19 protein-coding genes and 2 tRNA genes are annotated in these 21,736 nt (G+C 35.2%); 13 read left to right on the top strand and 8 right to left on the bottom strand.

The genetic code is table 11. The annotated features are described in order from the left end of the window. Positions 1-47: 47 nt before the first annotated feature. On the bottom strand, positions 48-710 hold the full coding sequence (locus tag AsAng_RS09495; RefSeq protein ID WP_264792540.1) for an XAC2610-related protein: 663 nt from the start codon (positions 708-710) through the stop codon (positions 48-50). A 136-nt stretch (positions 711-846) separates the two neighbouring features. On the opposite strand from AsAng_RS09495, the gene AsAng_RS09500 reads away from it, so the two are divergent. Next, positions 847-1,437 carry a thioredoxin family protein gene (locus AsAng_RS09500; RefSeq protein WP_264792541.1) on the top strand — a complete coding sequence of 197 codons (591 nt, stop codon included), beginning with the start codon at positions 847-849 and terminating at the stop codon, positions 1,435-1,437. A gap of 86 nt (positions 1,438-1,523) precedes the next feature. On the opposite strand, the gene AsAng_RS09505 is transcribed toward AsAng_RS09500, so the two are convergent. Genes AsAng_RS09505 through AsAng_RS09515 form a run of 3 tightly spaced genes read right to left on the bottom strand, consistent with a single transcriptional unit; the run spans position 1,524 to position 3,507 of the window. Further along, a complete protein-coding gene (locus tag AsAng_RS09505) occupies positions 1,524-2,492 on the bottom strand; it encodes a succinylglutamate desuccinylase/aspartoacylase family protein (protein ID WP_264792542.1) in 969 nt (322 codons plus the stop codon). Positions 2,493-2,522: 30 nt separating this feature from the next. Continuing rightward, complete coding sequence (gene rimK / locus AsAng_RS09510; protein WP_407655329.1) at positions 2,523-3,401, bottom strand: 30S ribosomal protein S6--L-glutamate ligase; 879 nt, start codon at positions 3,399-3,401, stop codon at positions 2,523-2,525. Continuing rightward, positions 3,370-3,507 carry a hypothetical protein gene (locus tag AsAng_RS09515; protein ID WP_264792544.1) on the bottom strand — a complete coding sequence of 46 codons (138 nt, stop codon included), beginning with the start codon at positions 3,505-3,507 and terminating at the stop codon, positions 3,370-3,372. The genes rimK and AsAng_RS09515 overlap by 32 nt, the downstream gene beginning before the upstream one ends. A 904-nt stretch (positions 3,508-4,411) precedes the next feature. On the opposite strand from AsAng_RS09515, the gene AsAng_RS09520 reads away from it, so the two are divergent. The 8 genes from AsAng_RS09520 (at position 4,412) to AsAng_RS09555 (ending at position 14,496) form a co-directional block, all read left to right on the top strand. Continuing rightward, complete coding sequence (locus AsAng_RS09520) at positions 4,412-6,049, top strand: type IV pili methyl-accepting chemotaxis transducer N-terminal domain-containing protein (RefSeq protein WP_264792545.1); 1,638 nt, start codon at positions 4,412-4,414, stop codon at positions 6,047-6,049. Positions 6,050-6,167: 118 nt separating this feature from the next. Next, positions 6,168-6,530, top strand: a complete 363-nt coding sequence (arsC, locus tag AsAng_RS09525; RefSeq protein WP_264792546.1) for an arsenate reductase (glutaredoxin) — start codon at positions 6,168-6,170, stop codon at positions 6,528-6,530. Positions 6,531-6,664: 134 nt separating this feature from the next. Continuing rightward, positions 6,665-7,642: an endonuclease/exonuclease/phosphatase family protein gene (locus tag AsAng_RS09530; RefSeq protein WP_264792547.1), complete on the top strand. Its 978-nt coding sequence runs from the start codon at positions 6,665-6,667 to the stop codon at positions 7,640-7,642. Positions 7,643-7,813: 171 nt separating this feature from the next. Continuing rightward, positions 7,814-8,965 carry a 1-acyl-sn-glycerol-3-phosphate acyltransferase gene (locus AsAng_RS09535; protein WP_264792548.1) on the top strand — a complete coding sequence of 384 codons (1,152 nt, stop codon included), beginning with the start codon at positions 7,814-7,816 and terminating at the stop codon, positions 8,963-8,965. 468 nt (positions 8,966-9,433) lie between these two features. Continuing rightward, positions 9,434-9,886: a T9SS C-terminal target domain-containing protein gene (locus AsAng_RS09540; protein WP_264792549.1), complete on the top strand. Its 453-nt coding sequence runs from the start codon at positions 9,434-9,436 to the stop codon at positions 9,884-9,886. Between the two features lie 96 nt (positions 9,887-9,982). Beyond that, positions 9,983-10,552, top strand: coding sequence for a DUF642 domain-containing protein (locus AsAng_RS09545; protein WP_264792550.1), 570 nt, complete (start codon positions 9,983-9,985; stop codon positions 10,550-10,552). A 79-nt stretch (positions 10,553-10,631) separates the two neighbouring features. Then, the gene (locus AsAng_RS09550) at positions 10,632-11,738 is read left to right on the top strand and encodes a DUF4856 domain-containing protein (protein WP_264792551.1); all 1,107 of its coding nucleotides are present in this window, start codon (positions 10,632-10,634) and stop codon (positions 11,736-11,738) included. A 166-nt stretch (positions 11,739-11,904) separates the two neighbouring features. Beyond that, on the top strand, positions 11,905-14,496 hold the full coding sequence (locus AsAng_RS09555; protein ID WP_264792552.1) for a TonB-dependent receptor: 2,592 nt from the start codon (positions 11,905-11,907) through the stop codon (positions 14,494-14,496). Between the two features lie 55 nt (positions 14,497-14,551). Here the strand turns inward: AsAng_RS09555 and AsAng_RS09560 are convergent, their stop codons facing one another. Both AsAng_RS09560 and AsAng_RS09565 read right to left on the bottom strand, forming a co-directional pair. Further along, positions 14,552-15,475 carry a hypothetical protein gene (locus AsAng_RS09560; RefSeq protein WP_264792553.1) on the bottom strand — a complete coding sequence of 308 codons (924 nt, stop codon included), beginning with the start codon at positions 15,473-15,475 and terminating at the stop codon, positions 14,552-14,554. A 418-nt stretch (positions 15,476-15,893) separates the two neighbouring features. After that, positions 15,894-18,038: an HD family phosphohydrolase gene (locus AsAng_RS09565; protein WP_264792554.1), complete on the bottom strand. Its 2,145-nt coding sequence runs from the start codon at positions 18,036-18,038 to the stop codon at positions 15,894-15,896. Positions 18,039-18,329: 291 nt separating this feature from the next. On the opposite strand from AsAng_RS09565, the gene AsAng_RS09570 reads away from it, so the two are divergent. Both AsAng_RS09570 and AsAng_RS09575 read left to right on the top strand, forming a co-directional pair. After that, positions 18,330-18,893: a hypothetical protein gene (locus AsAng_RS09570; protein WP_264792555.1), complete on the top strand. Its 564-nt coding sequence runs from the start codon at positions 18,330-18,332 to the stop codon at positions 18,891-18,893. Next, positions 18,890-19,375: a DUF4442 domain-containing protein gene (locus AsAng_RS09575; RefSeq protein ID WP_264792556.1), complete on the top strand. Its 486-nt coding sequence runs from the start codon at positions 18,890-18,892 to the stop codon at positions 19,373-19,375. Before AsAng_RS09570 ends, AsAng_RS09575 begins: the two co-directional genes overlap by 4 nt. A gap of 82 nt (positions 19,376-19,457) precedes the next feature. Here the strand turns inward: AsAng_RS09575 and AsAng_RS09580 are convergent, their stop codons facing one another. Then, positions 19,458-19,874: a VOC family protein gene (locus AsAng_RS09580; protein WP_264792557.1), complete on the bottom strand. Its 417-nt coding sequence runs from the start codon at positions 19,872-19,874 to the stop codon at positions 19,458-19,460. A gap of 264 nt (positions 19,875-20,138) precedes the next feature. Then, positions 20,139-21,008, bottom strand: a complete 870-nt coding sequence (locus tag AsAng_RS09585) for an SDR family oxidoreductase (protein WP_264792558.1) — start codon at positions 21,006-21,008, stop codon at positions 20,139-20,141. A gap of 267 nt (positions 21,009-21,275) precedes the next feature. Here AsAng_RS09585 and AsAng_RS09590 point away from each other — a divergent pair. After that, positions 21,276-21,349 (top strand) — tRNA-His (locus tag AsAng_RS09590). Positions 21,350-21,515: 166 nt separating this feature from the next. Continuing rightward, a tRNA-His gene (locus tag AsAng_RS09595) sits at positions 21,516-21,589 on the top strand. Positions 21,590-21,736 lie beyond the last annotated feature (147 nt).

The following is a 21,736-nucleotide window of genomic DNA, read 5'->3' on the forward strand; positions in this document are numbered from 1 at the left end:
ATGAACGAATTGCTAGATTTAGTAATTCGCTCATTAGTCGTAAATAATTATTCCGTCACCTCTTCATTTCGAATTTCCTTCATAGATCCATCTTCTTGCCTTTCTTGAACAACAGATTGATAGGTAGATTCTGAGGAGTAAGTCCGATTCTCAATGCTCTTTTTGATAAATTTTCCATCCTGAACGCCATAAATAGTTTCGGTATAAGTAGCAGCAGATCCCCTTTCTGAAGATTTAATCTCTTGTTTTTGAGGATCAACCGTTGGCAAAGATAAATTCATCTCTGTATTGCGTTCAAATTGCTGGTTTTTGGAGTTATAAATCCAATAAGCGTAATACACATTAACATTTCCCATTGCTTCTGGCATTCTCATGTCGGGAATTCCATCAAAATTTAGATCTTCAAAAGTAGGTTGCTCAAAAAAAGGATTTCCATCTTGGTAGGGCAATTCTAAGCCCTTTATAATCTGAAAAATTTCAGTCGTTCCCTTCTTTCTAATTTCAATTGCCGTAATTATTTCTTGATCGGTATTAATGATATTTTTACCTTCAAACTCCAATTTTTCAGGCTTTTCTTCCTCCATATTTTTCTCTGGCTGTTCTACTACTTCCTTGATTTCTGTAACATTTGCTTCTTTAGTTTCAGTATTACAAGTCATCAATAAAAAAAGCAGTGGTATCCATAAGCAAAATGATATTCTTGTTGTCATTTTTGATTTGTTTATAGTTTTTGATTTAAATATTAGATACGCTATAGCCTTAAAACAACGTTAATAAAGTTTTTAAAGCTACAATTTTTCTATGAATGTTGTATTTTGGTTCGTATAAATAAAAAAAGAACAATACATGAAACAATTATTACTACTCTCTGCTTTTTTATTCTTTTCGATTTCAACCTTTGCTCAAACAACAAGTTCCACAGCCAAAATCAAGTGGATGACTTGGGACGAAGCGGTTGCACAGTCCAAAAAAGATGAAAAGCCTAAAAAAATATTTATTGACTTTTATACCGATTGGTGCGGTTGGTGCAAGCGAATGGATGCGACGACCTTTGTTAATCCTTCTGTGGTAGAATATATGAACCGCAACTATTATGCAGTAAAGTTTGATGCAGAATGCATGGATAGCATTGAGTTTAATGGCACACTATTTACCAATTCTGATCCTACTTTCAAAAAAACAGGCGCAAGAGGAAAAGTTCATATCTTAGCTTATTCTCTTTTAGAGGGAAAACTTAGTTACCCTTCTTATGTCATCCTAGATGAAAATTTCAGCCGTTTACATATTCTGGCGGGTTATAAAGCCGCAGAGCCGCTGCTAGGAAATTTAATTTTCTTTGCTGGCGAAGAATTTAAGCATTACCACAATTATGTTCATGCTCAATGGCAACGAAACATCAAGTTGCAACAACAGCAACAAGCTGCAAAAGCCAAATAAACAGCAGAACAAGACGATTGATTTGAAAATATGCTCGTGATAAACGCAATGCTTTGCTATTGTCAAATCAATCGTCCACTCTTATATTAAAACGCAATGCTTGTTTCTTTACTAATGTGAATCAAAGCATCTCCTTGGTTAACAATTGGAGCATGATTGGCACAAATAATATAACCATCGTAAGTAGCTGTAACAGGCATTTCAAAGTCGCCATAAGGATCACTGATCGATCCAATAGCCTCCCCTTTGTACACCTTGCTCCCCAGCTTCAATTTTGTTCTAAACATCCCCGAATGTTTTGCTCGAATCCAAGTAGATTTTTTGACTAAAATAGGTGTTTTGACATTGAGCGATGCCATTTCTTTTAATTCTTTTGTAAAATCTCGCATTTCCAAATGCTGCATTACTCTAAGCGCTCCATGGATACCGACTTGTGTAACGACTCGATCCAAATGCAGTGATTTTCCTCCCTCAAACAACAGTACTTTTTTGCCCATTGTCGATAAGGTCTTTCGAAATGATTTATCCCTATTTTCTGCATCAACAATAAATTTGGTTCCAAAAACTTTAGCCAACGCTAAGGTCTCTTTGCAATCTGCATCCAATCGGATTTGGGAGTAATTGAACCTTGCTGCTCCTCCTGTATGATAATCAATACAAAAATCAATATGGGGCGTAATTCCCCTTATAATATGATAAGCAAAACGGCTTGCTAAAGAACCTCTGCGAGAACCTGGAAAGACCCGATTGAGGTCTCTGCCATCTGGAAATTCTCTATTCTGATTTAAAAATCCAAATACATTAATCACTGGAATACAGACAACCGTTCCTTTGGTCGGTTTGTTGTAGCCATTGGCTACAATCTGGCGAACAATCTCTACTCCATTGACTTCATCTCCATGGATGCCACCTGTTAGCAACAAACAAGGACCATCTTCCTTGCCTCGTTCAACAATAATAGGAATTGCAAGACTGGTTCCCGTATGTAATTTTGCGATGTTTAGGTTCAACACCTTGCTTTCTCCAGCAGCAACAAATGTATTTAGAATCTCCATGTGGTTTATATTTATAATAATCCTTTTTTCTTACAAATTTACATTTTGCTCCACATAACAAATAATCGACTTGGCTATGTCTTTTTTTGTTGCACGTTCTATCCCCTCCAAACCAGGTGATGAATTCACCTCGAGGATCATTGGTCCTGAATCAGACTGCAACATATCCACTCCTGCGATTCCCAAGCCAAGAATGTTGGCAGCCTTAAGCGCTGCATGTTCCTCATCCTCACTCAATTCTATAACGGTTGCTGTCCCACCCTGATGTAAATTAGAGCGAAATTCCCCCTCTTTGCTTTGGCGTTTGATAGCGCCAACAACTACGCCATCAACTACAAACGCACGAATATCTGCCCCTTTTGCTTCGCTTATAAATTCTTGGACAATGACTCTTGCTTGCAAACCATTAAAAGCTTCTAAAACAGATTTTGCAGCACTTGATGTTTCTGTTAATACGACCCCAACCCCCTGAGTTCCTTCTAGCAACTTAAGGACACAAGGAGCCCCCCCTACTTTATCAATAACACTAGCAACATCTTTAGAATAATTGGTAAAAGCCGTTTTGGGCATTCCTAGCCCAGCACTTGACAACAACTGCAAACTGCGAAGCTTATCTCTAGAATGCCCCAATGCCTGTGAACTAATTGCCGTAAAAACCTCCATCATTTCAAACTGTCGAATGACAGCAGCACCATAAAATGTTACCGAAGCTCCTATTCTAGGAATGATGGCATCAATGTCTTTAAGTGCTTCCCCTTGGTAATAAATTTGCGGCTTTTTTTGTTCAATGACAAGATCACATTTGGTATGATCAATAATTACCATTTTATGTCCTCTTTTTTCTCCTGCCTCTTTTAATCGTTGGGTGGAATATAGCCTAGGGCTCCGAGATAGAATCGCCATCCTCATTTTTTGCCTCATTCTTTGGGATCACTTTTAGTTGATTAATTAGAGCAACATCTACAATAAATTTATTTTTTAAGAACTTAGGGCTAATCCACACAGGATCTTTCATTTCAGCTCTATTGGTAAAGGACTATTCTATTAAATAATTGGTTCTTTGACAACCCGTGGGCTCACGCAGTAACCACGCAGTAGCAGCGAAGCTAATGGTGTGGAATCGTAAACTACCTTGCCTGCTTGCTTATTACTACTTTTGTTATAAGTTATAGGTTATAGGTCGTAAGTCCTGTATTTACAGGAACTAAGCATACGACTTACAACCTATAACTTTCTTCTAAAAAAGTAGTTCAAAGCTTACCCTTTTTTAGTGTTTACCAAACGATTTGTCAAAGAACGAAATAATTTTTTCAAACTCAATTATTCCATTAAAACGTCTAACTGAAGTAGCTTTACAATCGTCAAGAACTAGCTCTTTCTCTTCATATACACAATATAACACATTCGCAAATCTACCATGTAATTTCTTTGATATTTCTTTAATATCATTCGTCACGACATTTCTACTGAGAACAAAATCAACGATTAATCACTCGGTAAAAGTTACACCAACTTAATCAGTTATAAGCGTCTATTAAAAGAATTTAATTAAAATTAACAATTATCTAATCTACCTTAATCTAACTATAAAGTATAACACTTTCAAACAATACATTAAACGACAAAACAAAAACCTAACAAAATAAAAACCAAATAAATACACATTAAACAAATTAACTTTTTAATTTCAAGCATTAAATTTAAGTAAAATTAAATTTAAAAATTAATAATTTGTTTCAAGCCCTAACAATTGCTTATTATAAAATTCTATACTGCCAAAAGCATATTTTTCAATATTTTGTTGTATTTTTATGCTACACACATATAAAAGTTTGCTTGAATTAGGTGTCCCCCGCATTAAGTCAATGCTAATTCTATAAAAACTGCATAAATTAATTTTCCCCATTTATACATTAAATATGCAAAATATTATATTAACGACATGCTTCTGTTTTTTTAGTTTGACAATCCATTTACAAGCTAATGATTTTAATTTGTCCATAAAAAAAGCATTAGAACTAGCTGCAGACCAACAAGTTCAATCGCAACGGGTTGCCAAAGTATACGTTGCTCTCTGTAATAATGTAAGAGAACCCAAGTTCTATCAAGAACGAGATGCTGCAATTGAAACATTTGATGAACAATTACATCAGTTAAGCCTTTTTACTCCTACCAATAACATCAAAGAAAACATTCAAAATGTTCGTACAATTTGGACGGAGTACAAAAAGATTGCTGGTTGGAGTATCAAAAAAGATGCTGCGTCCAAATTGTTAAAACAATCAACGATCTTGTTGCAAGCAACCAAAGCACTCTATAGTGCTTACCAAGATTACGAAAAGACACAAACTACCGCATCTGAAAATAGTGACTTAATCACGATAGATCAATACATCAAGCAAAACAACAACCAACTAATTTTGATGCAGCGAATCATGCTTTATTATTTGGCAGAAAAACAAGGAATTGACGCTACTGCATCTGGACATAGTTTACATGACGCGCAAAAAGTATTTGCTAGGATTTTGGGTATTCTTGAAAAATCTAAAATTACCTCTAAATCTATCCAAGCCAAACTAAAATCCATTAGAGAAAATTGGACAGAAATTAATCAACACTTAATTTTTGTCAATAAAGATCAGAGCTATGTTGATGATATGCTCAATCGATCGGATCTAATTTCTAAAACCGTCAAAGAAATTACCAAAAGTTATCGTGAACTAGGAATCAAACTAAATATTAGTTATTCAATCACTGAAAGTGCTGCACAAAGTATGCATGTGCAAAGAATTGCCAAATCATACATTGCAAGTGTCAATGATCATATTGCTTACAAATACAAAAAAGCAATTATAGAGCATGTTGATGATTTTGAAAAAAAGATGAATTCTATGTTTATCACAGCTCAAAATGACGATATTAAACGAGCAATTAATGTGGTAAAGACAATGTGGAAAAATTATAAAAACTTGGTTACCTCTTCTGAAAAAGTAGATGAGCTAAGTGCCATAAAAATCATAGAGCAATCTCATGTCGTTATGGCGGCCTGTGATAGAGTTTCTGAAGAAATTGAGCAATACGCACAGCAAATTCCAGCTTATAAGGCTTTGAGCGAAAAAGATGGTCAGAAAGTTGATCCTTCTTTAGATATTTCAATCCAAATAAAAGCATCTGGAAAATTAAGGGTTTACTCACAACGTCTGGCGCTTTATTTTATAATGAAAACGCTCAATCTTGACAGCGACTTAACAAACAAACGCTTGCAAACTTGCATCCAAGATTTTCAAAAAAGCTTTAATCAACTACGTGCCTCTAGACTTAATAGCCCTGCTATAAGAGTTCTTTTAGAAAGCTGTGTTACAGAGTGGGATTGGATTCAGACTACTTGCAAAACCAATAATAAGGATGATATTGACTCTATGCTGGAACAAACCAATATGCTTTCCAAAAAATTGGCAAAATTAACCACTCTTTATGAGCATAAAATGAACAGTTTCTTTGCTGAAGACATAAAGGAAGAATCTCCTGCCGCCTTGGCTACTCCTTCCAAAAATTAATCCTCTCCTCTATTTTTACCATTCATAGGAAAACTTAAAGATGTGATCGTAATAATTATTATTATCACATCTTTATTTTTTTTAACTTCGTCCTATAACATTTATCAAATCTTTTATCATGCAATCAGTAAAAACAAAAATATACCACAATCCCCGTTGTTCAAAAAGTAGAGAAAGTTTCAATTTTTTAACAGATGCAGGGCTTGATTTTTCTACCGTTGAGTATCTAAAAACTCCCATAAATAAAGCTGAATTAGAAGATATTTTAAAAAAATTAGGAATAAAAGCGTCTCAACTAGTTCGCAAGAGTGAAGCCATTTACAAAGAATTGTACAAAGACAAAACACTCCAAGAAAAAGAATGGATTGACGCAATGCTAACGCATCCTAAATTAATTCAACGCCCAATTATTGTTCATGGCGATAAAGCTGTAATTGGTCGCCCTATAGAACAGGTTATAGAATTATTGCAAACTAAATAGTTTTTGATTTTTTGGTCATCATTGAAACAGAGCTAAATTGGGCCTTTGTTAAGTAACTAAGCAGAATTGATTATCCGCTAAATTTACCATCATTAGTTCTGCTTAGTTACTTTTCTCTAAAGTTAGAATTAGATATGAAGTTCAGTCCTGTATATCAATTTAATGCTAAGGTTAATCAATGGATTATCCACCAAACAGACGCTTCTATACCTAGCCCCGATTCTTTTAAGATCTTAACGTTTAATGTGTTATTTGACACCTGGTGGGGAAAACCTCATAAAGATCATATTATTTGCTCCTTAGAGCGTTTTAAGCATCAATTTAACGTATTCAAAGAACTTGATGCTGATCTTATTGCACTTAATGAGGTTACCCCCAATTATATCCATAGAATCATTCAAGAAAAATGGGTGCAAGACTCCTATTATATTAGTGATAGTAGTGGCGCTACCATCAACAACTTTGGCAATCTAATTTTGTCCAAATTTCCTATCAAAGAGTTGTCTTTTGTAACACTCCCCCAATTGAAACGCCCTGTTCCTTGTGCAAAAATTCATTTTAAAAATCAACCATTAATCATTGCTGCCACCCATCTTTCTGCCCAAAAAGAAAATATCGAACGCCGACAGCTACAAATCAATGAATTGACGCACTTCCTCCATCAATATTATCCCAAAGAGGATAAAATAATATTAGGAGACTTGAATTATCATATAGAACAAGAAATTGTTCCTAAAGCCTATCAAGATGCTTGGGAAAGTATTCATTCCAACAAAAAGGGCTATACCTTTGATGGAACCATCAATACCATGATTCATGAGATGTGGCCCTTGGCTTGGGTTTATGGTTTTAAGGACGATGTTCAAATGCGTTTAGATCGAATTCTCACCCAACTCTACCATTGGCAACCCTCAACAATTGATGTTTGCCTAAATACACCTATCTACAAAGCCCAATCAACCCCCAATATTATCAAAGATATCATTTCGACAATATTTGACCGATTTAAACTGAATTTGGCAAGAAGCCCTAAGCATTATCTGTTTCCCAGTGATCATTTTGGTTTAATTGCCACCTTTACCGCTTTGAATCCCCCTCCCACAAAAACGTAAGACCTAATGCTAGTCAAAAGAATTAACTAACTAGTTAAGTAATTTTCACATCAAACGATAAGTTTATCCGTGTAAACCGATCGTAAATAAAGTTTTTGTTTAGCTTTGCAGCATGAATAACAAAATTCATCAAAAAAGTAACCGTCCTTGACTAAAAGCCGTGCGTTATCAATGCAAGATAATAACATCAAACCTAAGATTTATCGAGACGACCAAGTCCGAGCAGCTATTCAAGAATTATTCAGTTATCAGGATTTCTTAGCAGGAATGAAGGCCTTTGTTCCCGTTCAATTGAATAAGTTAATCCTAGAGGAAAAAGATCGAGTTGAAACGGCTCATGATTTTCAAGCCAAAGTAATTCGTCCTTTTTTAAAGACGGTTAAGCAAAGTAGTATTAGCAATTTTACCTTTAGTGGTTTAGAGCACCTTGACCCTAAAAAGAGTTATCTCTTTATCTCCAATCATCGAGATATTGTTTTGGACTCGGCCTATCTAAATATGGTTTTGCTGGAACACGGCATGCAAACAAGTCAAATTGCTATTGGCGATAATCTAGTTGCCAATAGATTGACTGAGTTACTGTTCAAAATTAATAAGAGTTTTGTTGTCAAACGCTCTGGAAACCCTAGAGAAATTTATAAACATGCAGTACTTCTTTCTAGCTATATCCATGAAACAATTATACAACAAAAAGATTCGATTTGGATTGCCCAACGAGAAGGTAGAGCAAAGGATGGCAATGATCGAACACAAATTTCCTTGCTCAAAATGTTGACCCTTTGCAAAAACAAGAATACGGACTCTATTGAGCATTTCAAAGCACTCAATATTGTTCCTGTTTCTATTTCTTATGAATATGACCCTTGTGGGTTCTTGAAAACAAAAGAGCATCTAGAAAAAATAGATAATCCTGATTACAAGAAATCATTTCACCAAGATGCACAACATTTATTGCTGGGTATAAAGGGGCACAAAGGGCATGTCCATTTTCACTTCGAAAAACCACTTGACAAAAGACTCCATCAACTAGACGAAAAATTAGATAGCAAGGAAAAGCTCCAAACCTTAGCCGCTATTATTGACAAGGCAATCCACTTAAATTACAAATTGCACCCCATTAATTATTATGCTTATGATATGCTTATGCAAAGTGACCGCTATCAGCATGAATACCCTGCTCCTATTCAATCTTCTTTGCAAGAGTACTTTGATATGTTATTAGAAATGTTGCCCAAAGAAGCACAAAAAGAAGGCAGCGACTTCTTATTTAAAATGTATGCTAACCCGCTAATTAATGCACTGTCATATAAGCAAGGATTTTAATTCATTTAATAAATGAATATTCCAACGCTCCTTTTTCTAATTCAAAAAATAATTTCACGCTACACAATTGCAATAAAAATTGTCATTTTTACTAAAAAAGCAACAATAACAACTTTTTTTTACTAAAAAACTAAGAATCAGTTTCATAAACTACTTTTTTTTATTAAATTGTAGAAACATAAGAGTCAACCCGTCTCTTTTTAATCTATTTCTTCCATAGAAAAAGAAAAGCCCTATACCAACAACAAACGTTTGGATGCTTTAGAAGCAACTTATAAAACACTTTCTTACTTGTGTTTTTCCAAATACATATATCGACAATAATGGCAAAAATAGGCTATTCATTGGCAAAAATGAATATAAATTTTGGCAAGAATAAACACCTATCTGTACGACAACAAGGTTACTTTTGTGGTACATTAACTATAGAGTTAATTTTTTTATTTACTTAAGCAAAAACATATAAATATGAAATTTTTAATCTCTCTCTTAAGCTTAGTGGTTTGTTTAAACAGCACCTTCGCTATGGATGCTCCTTCGCAAGAAGACAAAATGGTTGCGATTGTCCTTTTGATGGATAATGGCGATGACCAAGAAATTATCAGTACAATCTACACCTCTTTAATGGCAGCTGAAAAAGTGGCAAAAATATTAGATGTAGAACTGATTGCAGAAGATGAAGTGAATGACGATGTGTTTGTTTTCTCTTTGAAATCTGAAGAACAAAAGGAAATTGCCATGAAAATGTTTGACGAAGAAGGCTATGAGTTGGCAGCCAATCGAATTCTTCACTTGGACAATGGTAATAACTATAATGCCCTTAATGTAAAAACATTAAAAGATGGCACTTATAAATTTCAAATTACTGACCAAAATGGCGCAGAGAAAACAACTACAGTAGTTATCAACCGCAATCAATAATAATCAATATGAGTTAGCATTTCTAAAACTTAATACTTACTTTGTGGATTTTTTTAGAAAAGCTAACTCCTTTTACACACCCAAATTTTTAATACTATGAAAAAAACAATACTACCTTTATGCTTTTTTGTCCTCTTCTTGAGCACTGTTTCGGCTCAAGAACTTGTTCATAATGGTAACTTTAATGCAGGAACAAACAACTGGCAAATATTGCTTGAAGACCCTAATTTACCAATTAAAGCACAAGTTATTGAACACAGTAAAGATTACCATTCTTATGGCTTAGCAGATAGTTATGTAAACACTAACTTTGTTGAACTAGACGACAAATCTGCCATCCAACAAAAAATATTAACAACCAAATCAGAGAATTATACACTTGTTTTCGCCTATACGCACCGTCCTAATGCTGGTGACAAACAATTGGTTATTACGGCTGATTCTAAAGTTATTTATACTAAAACAATCAAAGATGATGGTAGCATAGGTATGTTCAAATATGTTAATGCTTATTTTAAAGCCCCTAGCAATATGACAAAGTTGAGCTTCTATGCGGTATCTCTTAATGGTGCTGAAGATCAAGGTGTTTTATTAACCGATATTTCTTGCAAAAAAACAGCAGAAATAAGTATTGACAACCCTACCAAAGTTCAAAAATTACGTTAAACGTCCCTCAGTTCCATAGCATTCGTCCTTAAGTGCCTAATATATCTCATTTTATAATCATTATCCCCCTTATTTTATCATGAAAAATTGTTTATACTTTTTGGTAACTCTAACTGGGTTCCTATTTTACCTTAGTTCTTGCGAAAAAGCGGCCCCTACTTATATAATCCCTACTACGTATAATTTTGATAATGTCAACTACTCTGGTCAAACCACTAGAATTAACATGTTAAAAGAACTAGCTGATTACGCTAAATCAGCTAATACAATGGGTGCTCCTGCTCTAAGTGCTGTTGCCATGACCAATATGTACACTAACGTCAATGCTCCTTTTTCAAATGCAGATCTCAACAATTCTGTGAAACAGCTAAAAAGCAAAACGGATCCAATCGTACAAAATAACTTTGAAAGCTATATGACAGCTTTAGCGGCTGCTAGTCAACACACCAACCGTGTCGCTACCGCAGGGCAAGCAGGTATTCTATCTAGCAACGATGGAAGCAAAAGCTATTTGCTCAATAGCAATGGAATGGAGTTGGCTCAAATTATTGAAAAAGGTCTGGCAAGTGCCTGTCTTTATTATCAAGCAACCGTTATTTATTTGGGCGAGACCAAAATGAATGTTGATAACAAGGCGATTATTAGTGGCAAGGGAACCAATATGGAACATCATTGGGATGAATCATTCGGTTATTATGGCGCTCCTATTGATTTTCCAAGCAATACCAATAATTTAGAACTTTGGGCAAGATACTCCAATAAAGTTAATGCTATACTGGGCTGCAATTCAAAAATTATGAATGCTTATTTGAAAGGTAGAGCCGCTATTTCTGCTGGCGATTATGATACTAGAGATGCCATGCGTTCTAGCCTAAAGACAAACTGGGAAGAAATCCATGCTGCCGTTGCTATTTCTTATCTAAATGATGCCAAAACACATCAGGCAGATCCTGCTATTTATTATCATAATTTAACGGAGGCTTATGCCTTTATTGCTGGGTTGAAGCATGGAGCTTCTCAAACCCTCCCTGATTTTGACATCAATGGTATTCTAAGTAATTTAGCAGGTAGCTCAGACCCCTTGCAAGCCAATCTGTATAGTACTTCTATACAAAAAATTGATAATACCATCAATGCTCTTGCTAATACCTTTACCAATTTGGAGACTGTTAAAGCTAGTCTGTAATACTCCGTGGCTTTTTTAAGCATCTTGTATTCGGTTGATTATTAGGTAGAATAAGCTAAGCTATCCAATCCTTAATATTCGAAGGAATAACTCCACCTAATCCAATTTTTACGGAATAATAAAAATAAGTCTTTTTTAACTCTCTCTATTTTAGCTGATGAATACAATGAAAAACATCTACATCATACTGATTTTTTTTCTTTCCACTTCTGTTGCATTTTCTTGGACAGAAATTAGTGGTAACATTCGTGGTCTTGTCACCAATCATGAATCAGGGCAAATCATTCGGGGCGCAACCATCAAATTAATTCCTTTTAAAGGTAAAAAAGAAGAGACAAAATCCTTTTCTCAGGACGCAGGAGAGTTTCTTTTTGCCAATGTAAAACCAGGACTTTACAACTTAGAATGTACAGCCTTTGGGTTTAAAACGACCCGTATTATAGGTATTCAGGTTCGAGAAGATCGCACCAAATTAGCCTACTTTAAACTGGTTAGAGGCTCCGCTGCCGAAGTTACAGAAATATATACTTATGCAGCCTTAGAAGCCAAACAAAATGAGGCAACCGCAACAGGTTCTAGTACCCAAGAATCCATCAAAGATGCTCCTGCTACCATTTATGTTATTACTGCTGAGGATATTGAAGATCGAGGTTATATGGGAATCAATGAATTGCTTTTAGATATTCCTGAAATAGAAATTCAAAATCGCTCCAATTCAGAAGATTACAATACCATATCTTCTAGAGGAATTTATGGCAATGAGAAAATACTAGTTTTGGTTGATGGTATTCGTTATAACAGTATGGTTAGTACTATATATGCACTGCTCGAAAACTATAATATTCGCTATGCAGAACGGGTAGAGGTAATCTTAGGTCCTGCTTCTGCACTTTATGGTGCCGATGCTTATATGGGAGTTATTAATATCATCACAAAAAAAGGCATCAAAGCCAAGGGAGCTGCGTTAACGGGTAGTTATGGCTTATATAATACCACGAGCAATGCCTTTCAATTTGGCGTTGGCAATGAGGAAATTTCGTTTGCTATGTCTGGCGGTTTTTATTATTCGGATGGGGTGAATTTAAATGATCATTATCGAGATGAATTTAGATTTTACAACAATAGTTATTTAACAAATGGACAGGTTCTCAATAGCCCCTTTGATCCTAGAGGTAGTACAAGAACACTTCCTATTGAACCCTTTAACATGAGCCGTTTTAGCTACTTTATACAAGGAAAATTTAGATACAAACGTTTAAGTATTGGTGTTTTTCACAATCAAGAACAACACAGTAGCTCGGTTAGTACAAGGGCTCAATATTCACCTTATTTAAAAGAATCGAAGTTTGGCAGTTCTTTATCAGGGCTTAATGTAGAACATAAGTACATTCCTAAAAATTCAAAAAAATGGAGCCTAAACACGCTGTTTAATGCAACCTTTATGTTTCTTCCTACTAATACTAGATTTCTCAATACGTTTTCTAGTTATAAAGATGCCTATAAAGCAGGTACAGACATGGGTGCTAGGTTAACAGAAACATTTAATTACCAATTTAACAAATACCATAAATTTGCGGCTGGAATTACCCTCCAACATTCTCTTACACTTCCTAAAAGTAGTGATATTCCTACCCGACAAGCTATTTTTATTCCTATGCGCTTGACCAGTTCTGTCGAGCGAGATATTTATTATTTAGGCACCAACTATACCGATGTTGATGGGAATAGTTTAAAAATTTATCAAGATCTTTATTACATCCGTAGAATTATATTAGGAGCTTTTGCCGAGTATCGTGTCAACATCAAGGATAAACTATTAATGACATTGGGGCTTCGATTTGACCAAATCATAGACATTAGCGAATTTGCTGCTGACAAACATAAAAAAGCCTACAACAGTATTAATCCTAGACTGGGGCTAGTGTACAAACCGATCGATAACCTTACCTTCAAGCTTTTTTATGGAGAAGGCTTTTTGCAACCACCGCCACAACGAAAATACGATCACTTTGGTGCCTTTTATCCTATTACAGATAACAACGGAAAATATACCCATATTCAAGGAGGTTTTTGGAGAGTTCCCAATGAAGATCTACTTCCTGAAAAAGTTCGAACCATAGAGCTTTCTACTAAATACACCAAAGAAGATTTTTCGCTTAGTGCCAATGCCTATGCTAACTTTATTCAAAATGCCATTGTTTTTGAAACCGATTTTGACAATCCTACTTTTAAGGGGGTTCCTATTCGGGTTGCTGAACAAGCTGTCAATAGTACTGAGCTAATCCATACCTATGGCGCTACCCTACGTGCAGACTATCAATTTGTATTTGGTAGAGAGGAGCAAACAAAACTCAAAGTACACGCTAGTTATTCTTACGTGGACGGAGCCATTCACGGTCTAGAACGACTACCTTTTACCGCAAATCATACTTTTAAAGCAGGGGTATTGTTTAAATTTCATGATTTTAGCCTAAACAATAGTATTATTTACCGTTCGGCTACGTTCAACACTGGTTATACGGATATAGATGGTAATTTTGCACAATATGGAAATGCACCTTTTGCGATCTGGAACCTTTTTGCCAAATATAAAATTCTCAAAAAGGCAAAAACAAAGCTGAATGTCTTTGTTAAAGTCAATAATGTACTCAATAATAAATACTATCACACAACAGGTAATTCTGCCATTTCTCTTGGAGCTTCTCCGCAAGATCCCATTCGTTTTGTGGGTGGCTTGTCCATTAGCTTTGGTAAATAAAAACTTGAATCTGGAGCATTAGAAATAAAGTTTCTAATGCTTCAGATTATCCTAATTATAAATTATCAATGGTTGTTGTTAGTTGTGCTTGGGTAACAGGCGACATTGGCACGAATAAAGTTGTATTGTTGTTCAGTACGGTCGAAAGCGTACCTAAATAAAGCTGAGTGCCATCCATCCCAATAATAACGATCGTTGCCGATTGACCTACAGGCATTCCCGATATAGAAAAAGTATTGGTACTGCTGTCATACCACAAGTTAGCAACAGCATTAATATTGTCAAATACAATATAGGCAGATACATCTGTCATAGAAACACCTGTTATTCGTGGCTCTACATTGATTTGAGTGGTTTGGGCTGCATTATAAAAATAATCGCAATTAATCCAAGTTAAGCTATCAAAATAGACATTGTAATTCCCTCCCGATGAGTCAACACCAACCCAAGCCGTTGAATCAGCAGGAGTCCATGTAGAATCACTCTCATTGGCAACAAACAAATCCATCGCATTTGGATTTGAGGTAGCACTACTAACAGGTACTTCCATTTTATAATCTCTATTCAAAAAAACCTCTTGCCCGCCTGATGTTGCACTTAAAAAGAACTCACCGCCTGACTCTAACAATTGACCATTTGATGCCATAGTCATTCTATTTGACCAAATCATATCTCCCTTGGCGTAAATTTCTTTCATTTCAAAATCCACCGTTCCTGTAATAGCATTACCTTGGGCATCAACAAAACTATTGGCATAAAAAGTAAGTTTGGTTCCTTTTGCCCCTGTTATTGTTTTTGTTGTGGTAGGATCAATCGAAAACGTTTGTTTTTGAGCTGCTTTTGTATCAAAAAATTCATCCAAGTTATCGAATGGCAATGTCGGCTCTGGATCAATGATGACGTCGTCTTTACAGCCCATAAAAAAGAACGTTGAAAATAGAGCTAGAACCAATAGCGATTTAACAGAATTAACAATCATATAGCTTTGTTTTTAAGTAATCGTTCACATTAATTTACAGGAAAAAATAATTCTTTTTTACCCATACTTTTTTATGCTTAGTTACTGTTTAGGTAATTAAATTTTACCCTACAAATATCTTTTCTTCTCAAAAAAGAAAAAAAAACAATTATGCAACTCAATTTCACAATTACAATAAAAACTACTATATATAAAACTAATAATCAACTAAAAGAACAACACAAAACTATTTTTCACTTATAGAAGTTGTTTAAGAATAGCCTTAAATCACTAATGAAAGCTAATTTCTAGCTACTCTGCGTTAAAAATTTGCTCCATAGCGCTGCTATGAAGAAAATTTTTGCCTTGTTTATCTAAAAATTAGTACTCATTATCAACAAAACTCTATTTTTAAACAACTTCATAAAGAGCGTACTTTTCAGGTATTATTTTTGTGCTTATCATCATTAGGATAAGCAATTCGTACATGATTCATACTTTTTAACAATTTTTTGAAAACTACTTTAACTGTTTCTAGCTCTCGAAATGACAAGTTAGTATTCTCCAATTGCCCCATTGTAATCTTTCCTCTAATGATATTGTCTACTAAATCATTAATATCTTCTTCGGTTGGCGACTTTAGACTTTTGGAGGCTGCCTCTAATGAATCTGCCATCATCAAAATAGCTTGTTCCTTCGTACTTGGCTTGGGACCAGGATAGGTAAAGTCAGCAGGGTCAATTTCTAAATCAGGATTTTCTTTTTGATAGGTACGGTAAAAGAATTCAACTCTGGTTGTACCATGATGCGTCAAGATAAAGTCAATTAATACCGTAGGTAATCTATGTTTTTTTGCCAACCTAACCCCTTCTGTTACATGATTAATAATCATTTTGGCACTTTCCAAACAGGTTAAATTATCGTGAGGGTTTTGATCATTTTGGTTCTCAATATAATAATGAGGATTAGACATTTTTCCAATATCGTGATACAATGCAGCCACTTTGACCAATAAAGAATTGGCACCAATGGCCTTAACCGCTGCTTCTGATAAATTGGCTACTTGTAGAGAATGCTGTAGTGTTCCTGGTGCTCTGATTGACAATTCTTTTAATAGAGGATGGTCCATGTCTCCTAATTCGACCAAGGTAATATCAGAGGTTAGTCCAAAAAATTTCTCCAACAAGGGAATTAAAGGATAAGACAATAAGGTCAAAAAGACATTAAATAAAATCCAGCCCAACATGTGCCAACGAACCCCTTCTTCGATGACGGTTCCATTAGCAGAGACAATTGGAAAAACGGTTCCTGCATGTATGATTTCTAAGCTCAAAAATCCCGCACCATAGGCAATTCCGATATACAGTAGAGAAACAAAAAAATCCGACAAATGCCTTGTCTTTAGTTTGCTCACTACAGCTACCATTCCAACCAAAATCTGAATTAGTATAAAATGATAATCTAACGACAATAGCATACTTACCAATAGTACGATAATGACATGAGTAAATAGAGCCAACTGTGCGTTAAAAAAATTAATGATAATAATTGGAATGATGCAAAAAGGAATGACGTATAAATCCAAAATATAAATTCCATTTACAATATAGGCCAAATACGCATAACCAGCAATCATTAACAAAACCAACGACAAATGCCGTATATTATAAAAAACTTGTGGCGAGTAAAATTGCACAAAAAAGGCAAAAATACCAATCAACGCAATCGTTAAGGCCAAATATCCTAAATAAATGAGTAAGCTATTTTTATTTTGGTTGATTTCTTGATTGTACTTTTTTTTATAAGAAATCAATTTAAAATAAGTAACCGAATCAATTAATCGATCTTTGGTTATAATGGGGTCGCCTGCCTTCACCATTCCCCTATAAGGAGAAATACTATTAAACGCAGCTTGCCTACTTTTTGCCGTAACAATGCTATCAAAAACAACGTTGGGAATAGCTATTATCTCTTCGAGTATATCAAATAAAAATTTTGATTCTGTCAATGCTTCTTCTACGCTATAAAGCGTATCGACCAAAAACTGCATTGCAGCTTTGTTGGTTAGAACATCAGCAGTTGTGTGCTCTCCTAGATCGACGTTTCCATCTAACAATTCAAATACAAAAATATCTTCTTGTTCTGCATGTTCAGATTGTAGTTCAATCAACCGCTTATGGTACACATGATCCAAAACATCGAACCCAAATTGAATATAGGCAACAGAATCCATCAATGCTAAAGAATCCGTAGGCTCGTAAATCGTCCACGCCTGGTGAAAAATGCTTTTAAATCGCTCTTTTTGGTCCTTTATAAGGTCTTTATCCCATCGATAGTAGGGCACAATTTGATTGGCAATTTTGGTTCTCTCTTCGCTAATTTCTTGGCTTGTTTTCTTGATCGGAAAATCAAAAGGAGCTTTTAAATCGTGATGCTTCCAACGCTTCCCCTGCTCAAAATCATAGTCAAAATCGAGGTTGGTTGGAAAAAAAAGACTGACAAATAAGACCAGTGTTCCCAACAAAATTAACCGAACAATATGCGGAATTGTATGTATTGAGTTTTGTATTATCTTTAGACTCATATTTTTTTATCTAGTGAGACACGCTACTCTACTAAAAATTCGGCAGCGTATTAGAGATAGTAATGTAAGGCTATTCTTAAACAACTTCATAATTGCTCCTCAATAATTTCTTATAGATTTGAACAAAATTAAGATTGCTCCATTTATTCTTTTGTATCTTTGAACAAAAAACTGATCGCACCAAATCTCTATTGTTGCACTATTTAAATCTTTTGTTTCAATAGAAATAGATCTATGTTTCTACCGAATTAGTACATCAAACAATCCATTATAAAAATTGATTCTATCCATATGCATTATCTGAGTAAATATTTTTTGTTTTTTTGCTTATTAACAAGTATTTTTTCTTGTCAATTGCCTATTAAACCTCAAACAACAGTAACCAAAACTACCTTTTTTGACCTAAAAAACTTTCTAGATCAAGAAGTTAAACACTTAAACAGCAGCAACATTAAGGTTCAGAAAAACATTCGTTACAATAAAAAAACAGAAGAAAAAGTAGTACAAATAGATGATTGGAAAAAAGAATTGAAAGTCTTCTACGAAAGTGATATTAATAAACCATCTTGGAGCGATAAATACACCCTTGATTCTAGTAGTATCGGAGATGGCTTATCCTTACTCCACTACAAAGCCATCGATCAAAATTTAAGTACTCAAGTGCTAGACATCAAATTGATTGGACAAAAGGTTCACTCTATTCTGGTTGTCAAAAAAACATCGAATCAAGTCTATGAATCACAACAATATTTAACCTATATCCCAGGCAAAAGTTATACAATAAAAAACACTCAAGATGTTATTTTATTTGATAAAAATGACTATCTGATTGAGGCAAAATATATCTACTCATGAATAAATTAAGCAAAATCGTTCGCAATATATACCGACTTCCCAAGTTTATGCAAACCACGGCTCTTTCTTATAGCATTGGAAATGTGGTAAAATTTATAGGCACAGCAGGTATCCTTTTCGAAAAAATGAGCCACCAAGAGGTCATTTTATCCCTAAAAAACAAACCCAAAATCCAAAATCACATTGGGCAGGTTCACGCTGCCGCAACTGCTCTACTGGCAGAAACAGCAACAGGTATGGTCGTAGGCATGAATTTGCCAGACCATAAGATTCCTTTGATGAAAAATATGTCGATTAGTTATATCAAACGCAGCCAAGGAGCTCAAACGGCTATAGCTACACTAAATGAAGAAATGATCCAACTGATAACGGTTGAGGACAAAGGTGAAATATTAGTACCTGTAACCGTTACCGATTCTGTAGGAACAGAAGTCATCAAAGCCGAAATGCTTTGGGCTTGGATTCCAAAATCCAAAACATAGTTGCCTTATAGCATTTAATACACTGCCCTTTAAGCCTTCCTTTCTATAAACGTACACAACTTAAAGGGCAGTGCGCCTAATATTACTTTGTAAGCACTCCTTTGTTTTGTTCATTCGGTTCTAACAAATCCCACAAATTGCCATATAAATCTTCAAATACGGCTACTCTTCCATAGGGCTCTTCCTTTGGAGGGCGAACAAAATGAATCCCTCGATCAAGCATTTTTTGATAATCTCTCCAAAAATCATCTGTAAATAAAAACAAAAATACTCGCCCTCCCGTTTGGTTGCCAATTGCCTTTTCTTGTTCCTTATCGGCAGCTTTTGCCAAAAGCAGGCAGCATTCCTCGGCACCTGGTGGCGCTATAACTACCCATCTTTTGGTTTCTGATAATTTAGTGTCTTCAATAATTGTGAAGTCTAATTTTTCCGTGTAAAACTGAAGGGCTTCGTCGTACTCTTTTACCACTAATGCGATGTGGGCTATTCTTTGTTTCATGCTATTTAAAATAATGGTTCTTTGACAACTCTATCATGCAGTAAATTGTGTGGAATATTAAACACCCCAGCTCTCTTATTACTACTTTTGTTATAAGTTATAGGTCGTAAGTCGTATGTTTAGTCTCTGCTAATACAGGACTTACGACTTACGACCTATAAACTTTCTTCTAAACCACTTAGTAGCAGCGAAGCTAAAAGTAGCAGAAAGTTTACCCTTTGTTAGTGCTTGTCACACGAGTTATCAAAGAACGAAAATAATTAATTAATCCTCTACAACGCCATAAACATCTAGACCAGCCAACTCCATGCTTTTGGACCAGATACGCCTAGCATTTTCAAAATTTTTGGCCTGTTTAGTTATTCTAGCTTTTTTTCGATGGGCATAATACACCCCCGTTACCTTCGCCACATCGGGAGAAGTAGCTAAATAAACAGATGTTTTAGCACCATTTTCGGGCGTTGCCAAGAGAGGGCCGCCTATCTTGACAAGTTTAGCAAAAAATTTGCTTCCTGTTGCTCCAAAACCAGTATAAACAGTCCCTGGATGCAAACAATTGACAGTGATTCCCGTTTCTTCGTTGGCTAATTTTTTAGCCAAAAACTGAGTAAAGTAAATGTTGTACAATTTAGACAAAGCATAAGCTGGAAATTGGCGATATTTAACGTTATTCAATTGCAAATCTCCCCAAGGAATAGCAGGTGCCATCTTGTGCGCCAAAGAAGCCACATTAACAATACGTTTTTGAGTTCCTTTTTTTACCAAATCTAACATATAATGCGTAAATAAAAAGTATCCCATATGATTAAGCCCAAAAGTCTGCTCCAAACCATCTACTGTTAGTTGGTGTTCTCCAAATATTCCACCTGCATTGTTAATAAGAATATCTATATGGCTGTACTTGTTGCGTATGTTCTGGCTACATGCTCGAATCGATTCATGAGCGGTCAAATCACACAACTCTAAAAATACATTTGCATTCGCACTGGCCTTGATTACTTCTTGTCTTGCCGCTTCTCCCCTTGCTTCATTACGGCAAACCATCACAATCGTCCCTCCCTGTTTCGCCAGTTCTATGGTTGTTGCTTTACCAATTCCTGAATTGGCTCCTGTAATAACTACTATCTTTGACATATCTTTATTTTTTGATGATGTCATAAAGATAAAAAACACTATCGAAATACTATGCGGTATCTAATCTTTTATCATCCAAACCCTGAATTCATGCCTATTAGAGCCATAATTTGTACACTTATAAAAAGAGCATTTTTTTTTACAACCTCTATCCTATTGATTCTAAATAAACTACCTTTTTTCTTATTCAAAAAGACAAAAAAAAAATGAATTAGATTTTTTTATTCCAAACTAAGATTATATCTTTACACCGCTGTAGGAAACATGGTGCCTGTAGCTCAGTTGGTTAGAGCATCGGTTTGTGGTACCGAGGGTCGTGGGTTCGAACCCCATCAGGCACCCAGAAAAGCAAAAGATCTTCTCTTTTTGAGAAGGTCTTTTTTCTCCATACACTTTATGGCATGTTTATCACTACAGTTTTTATATTTTCTTTTGCAGAGAAAAAAAATGGATTAAATTTCTTTATTTTAAATTAAATTCATATCTTTGCATCGCTTCAGGAATATGGTGCCTGTAGCTCAGTTGGTTAGAGCATCGGTTTGTGGTACCGAGGGTCGTGGGTTCGAACCCCATCAGGCACCCAGAAAAGCAAAAGATCTTCTCTTCTTGAGAAGGTCTTTTTTTTATAAGCATCACTATCATTTTACTCCACTCCATTTTTGCCTAATAATACTTTCCATATTTGTTATTTTACTCCATTGATTATTTATCTTTATTTTCCCAATTGT

The organism is Aureispira anguillae (assembly GCF_026000115.1).
Lineage (GTDB): Bacteria > Bacteroidota > Bacteroidia > Chitinophagales > Saprospiraceae > Aureispira > Aureispira anguillae.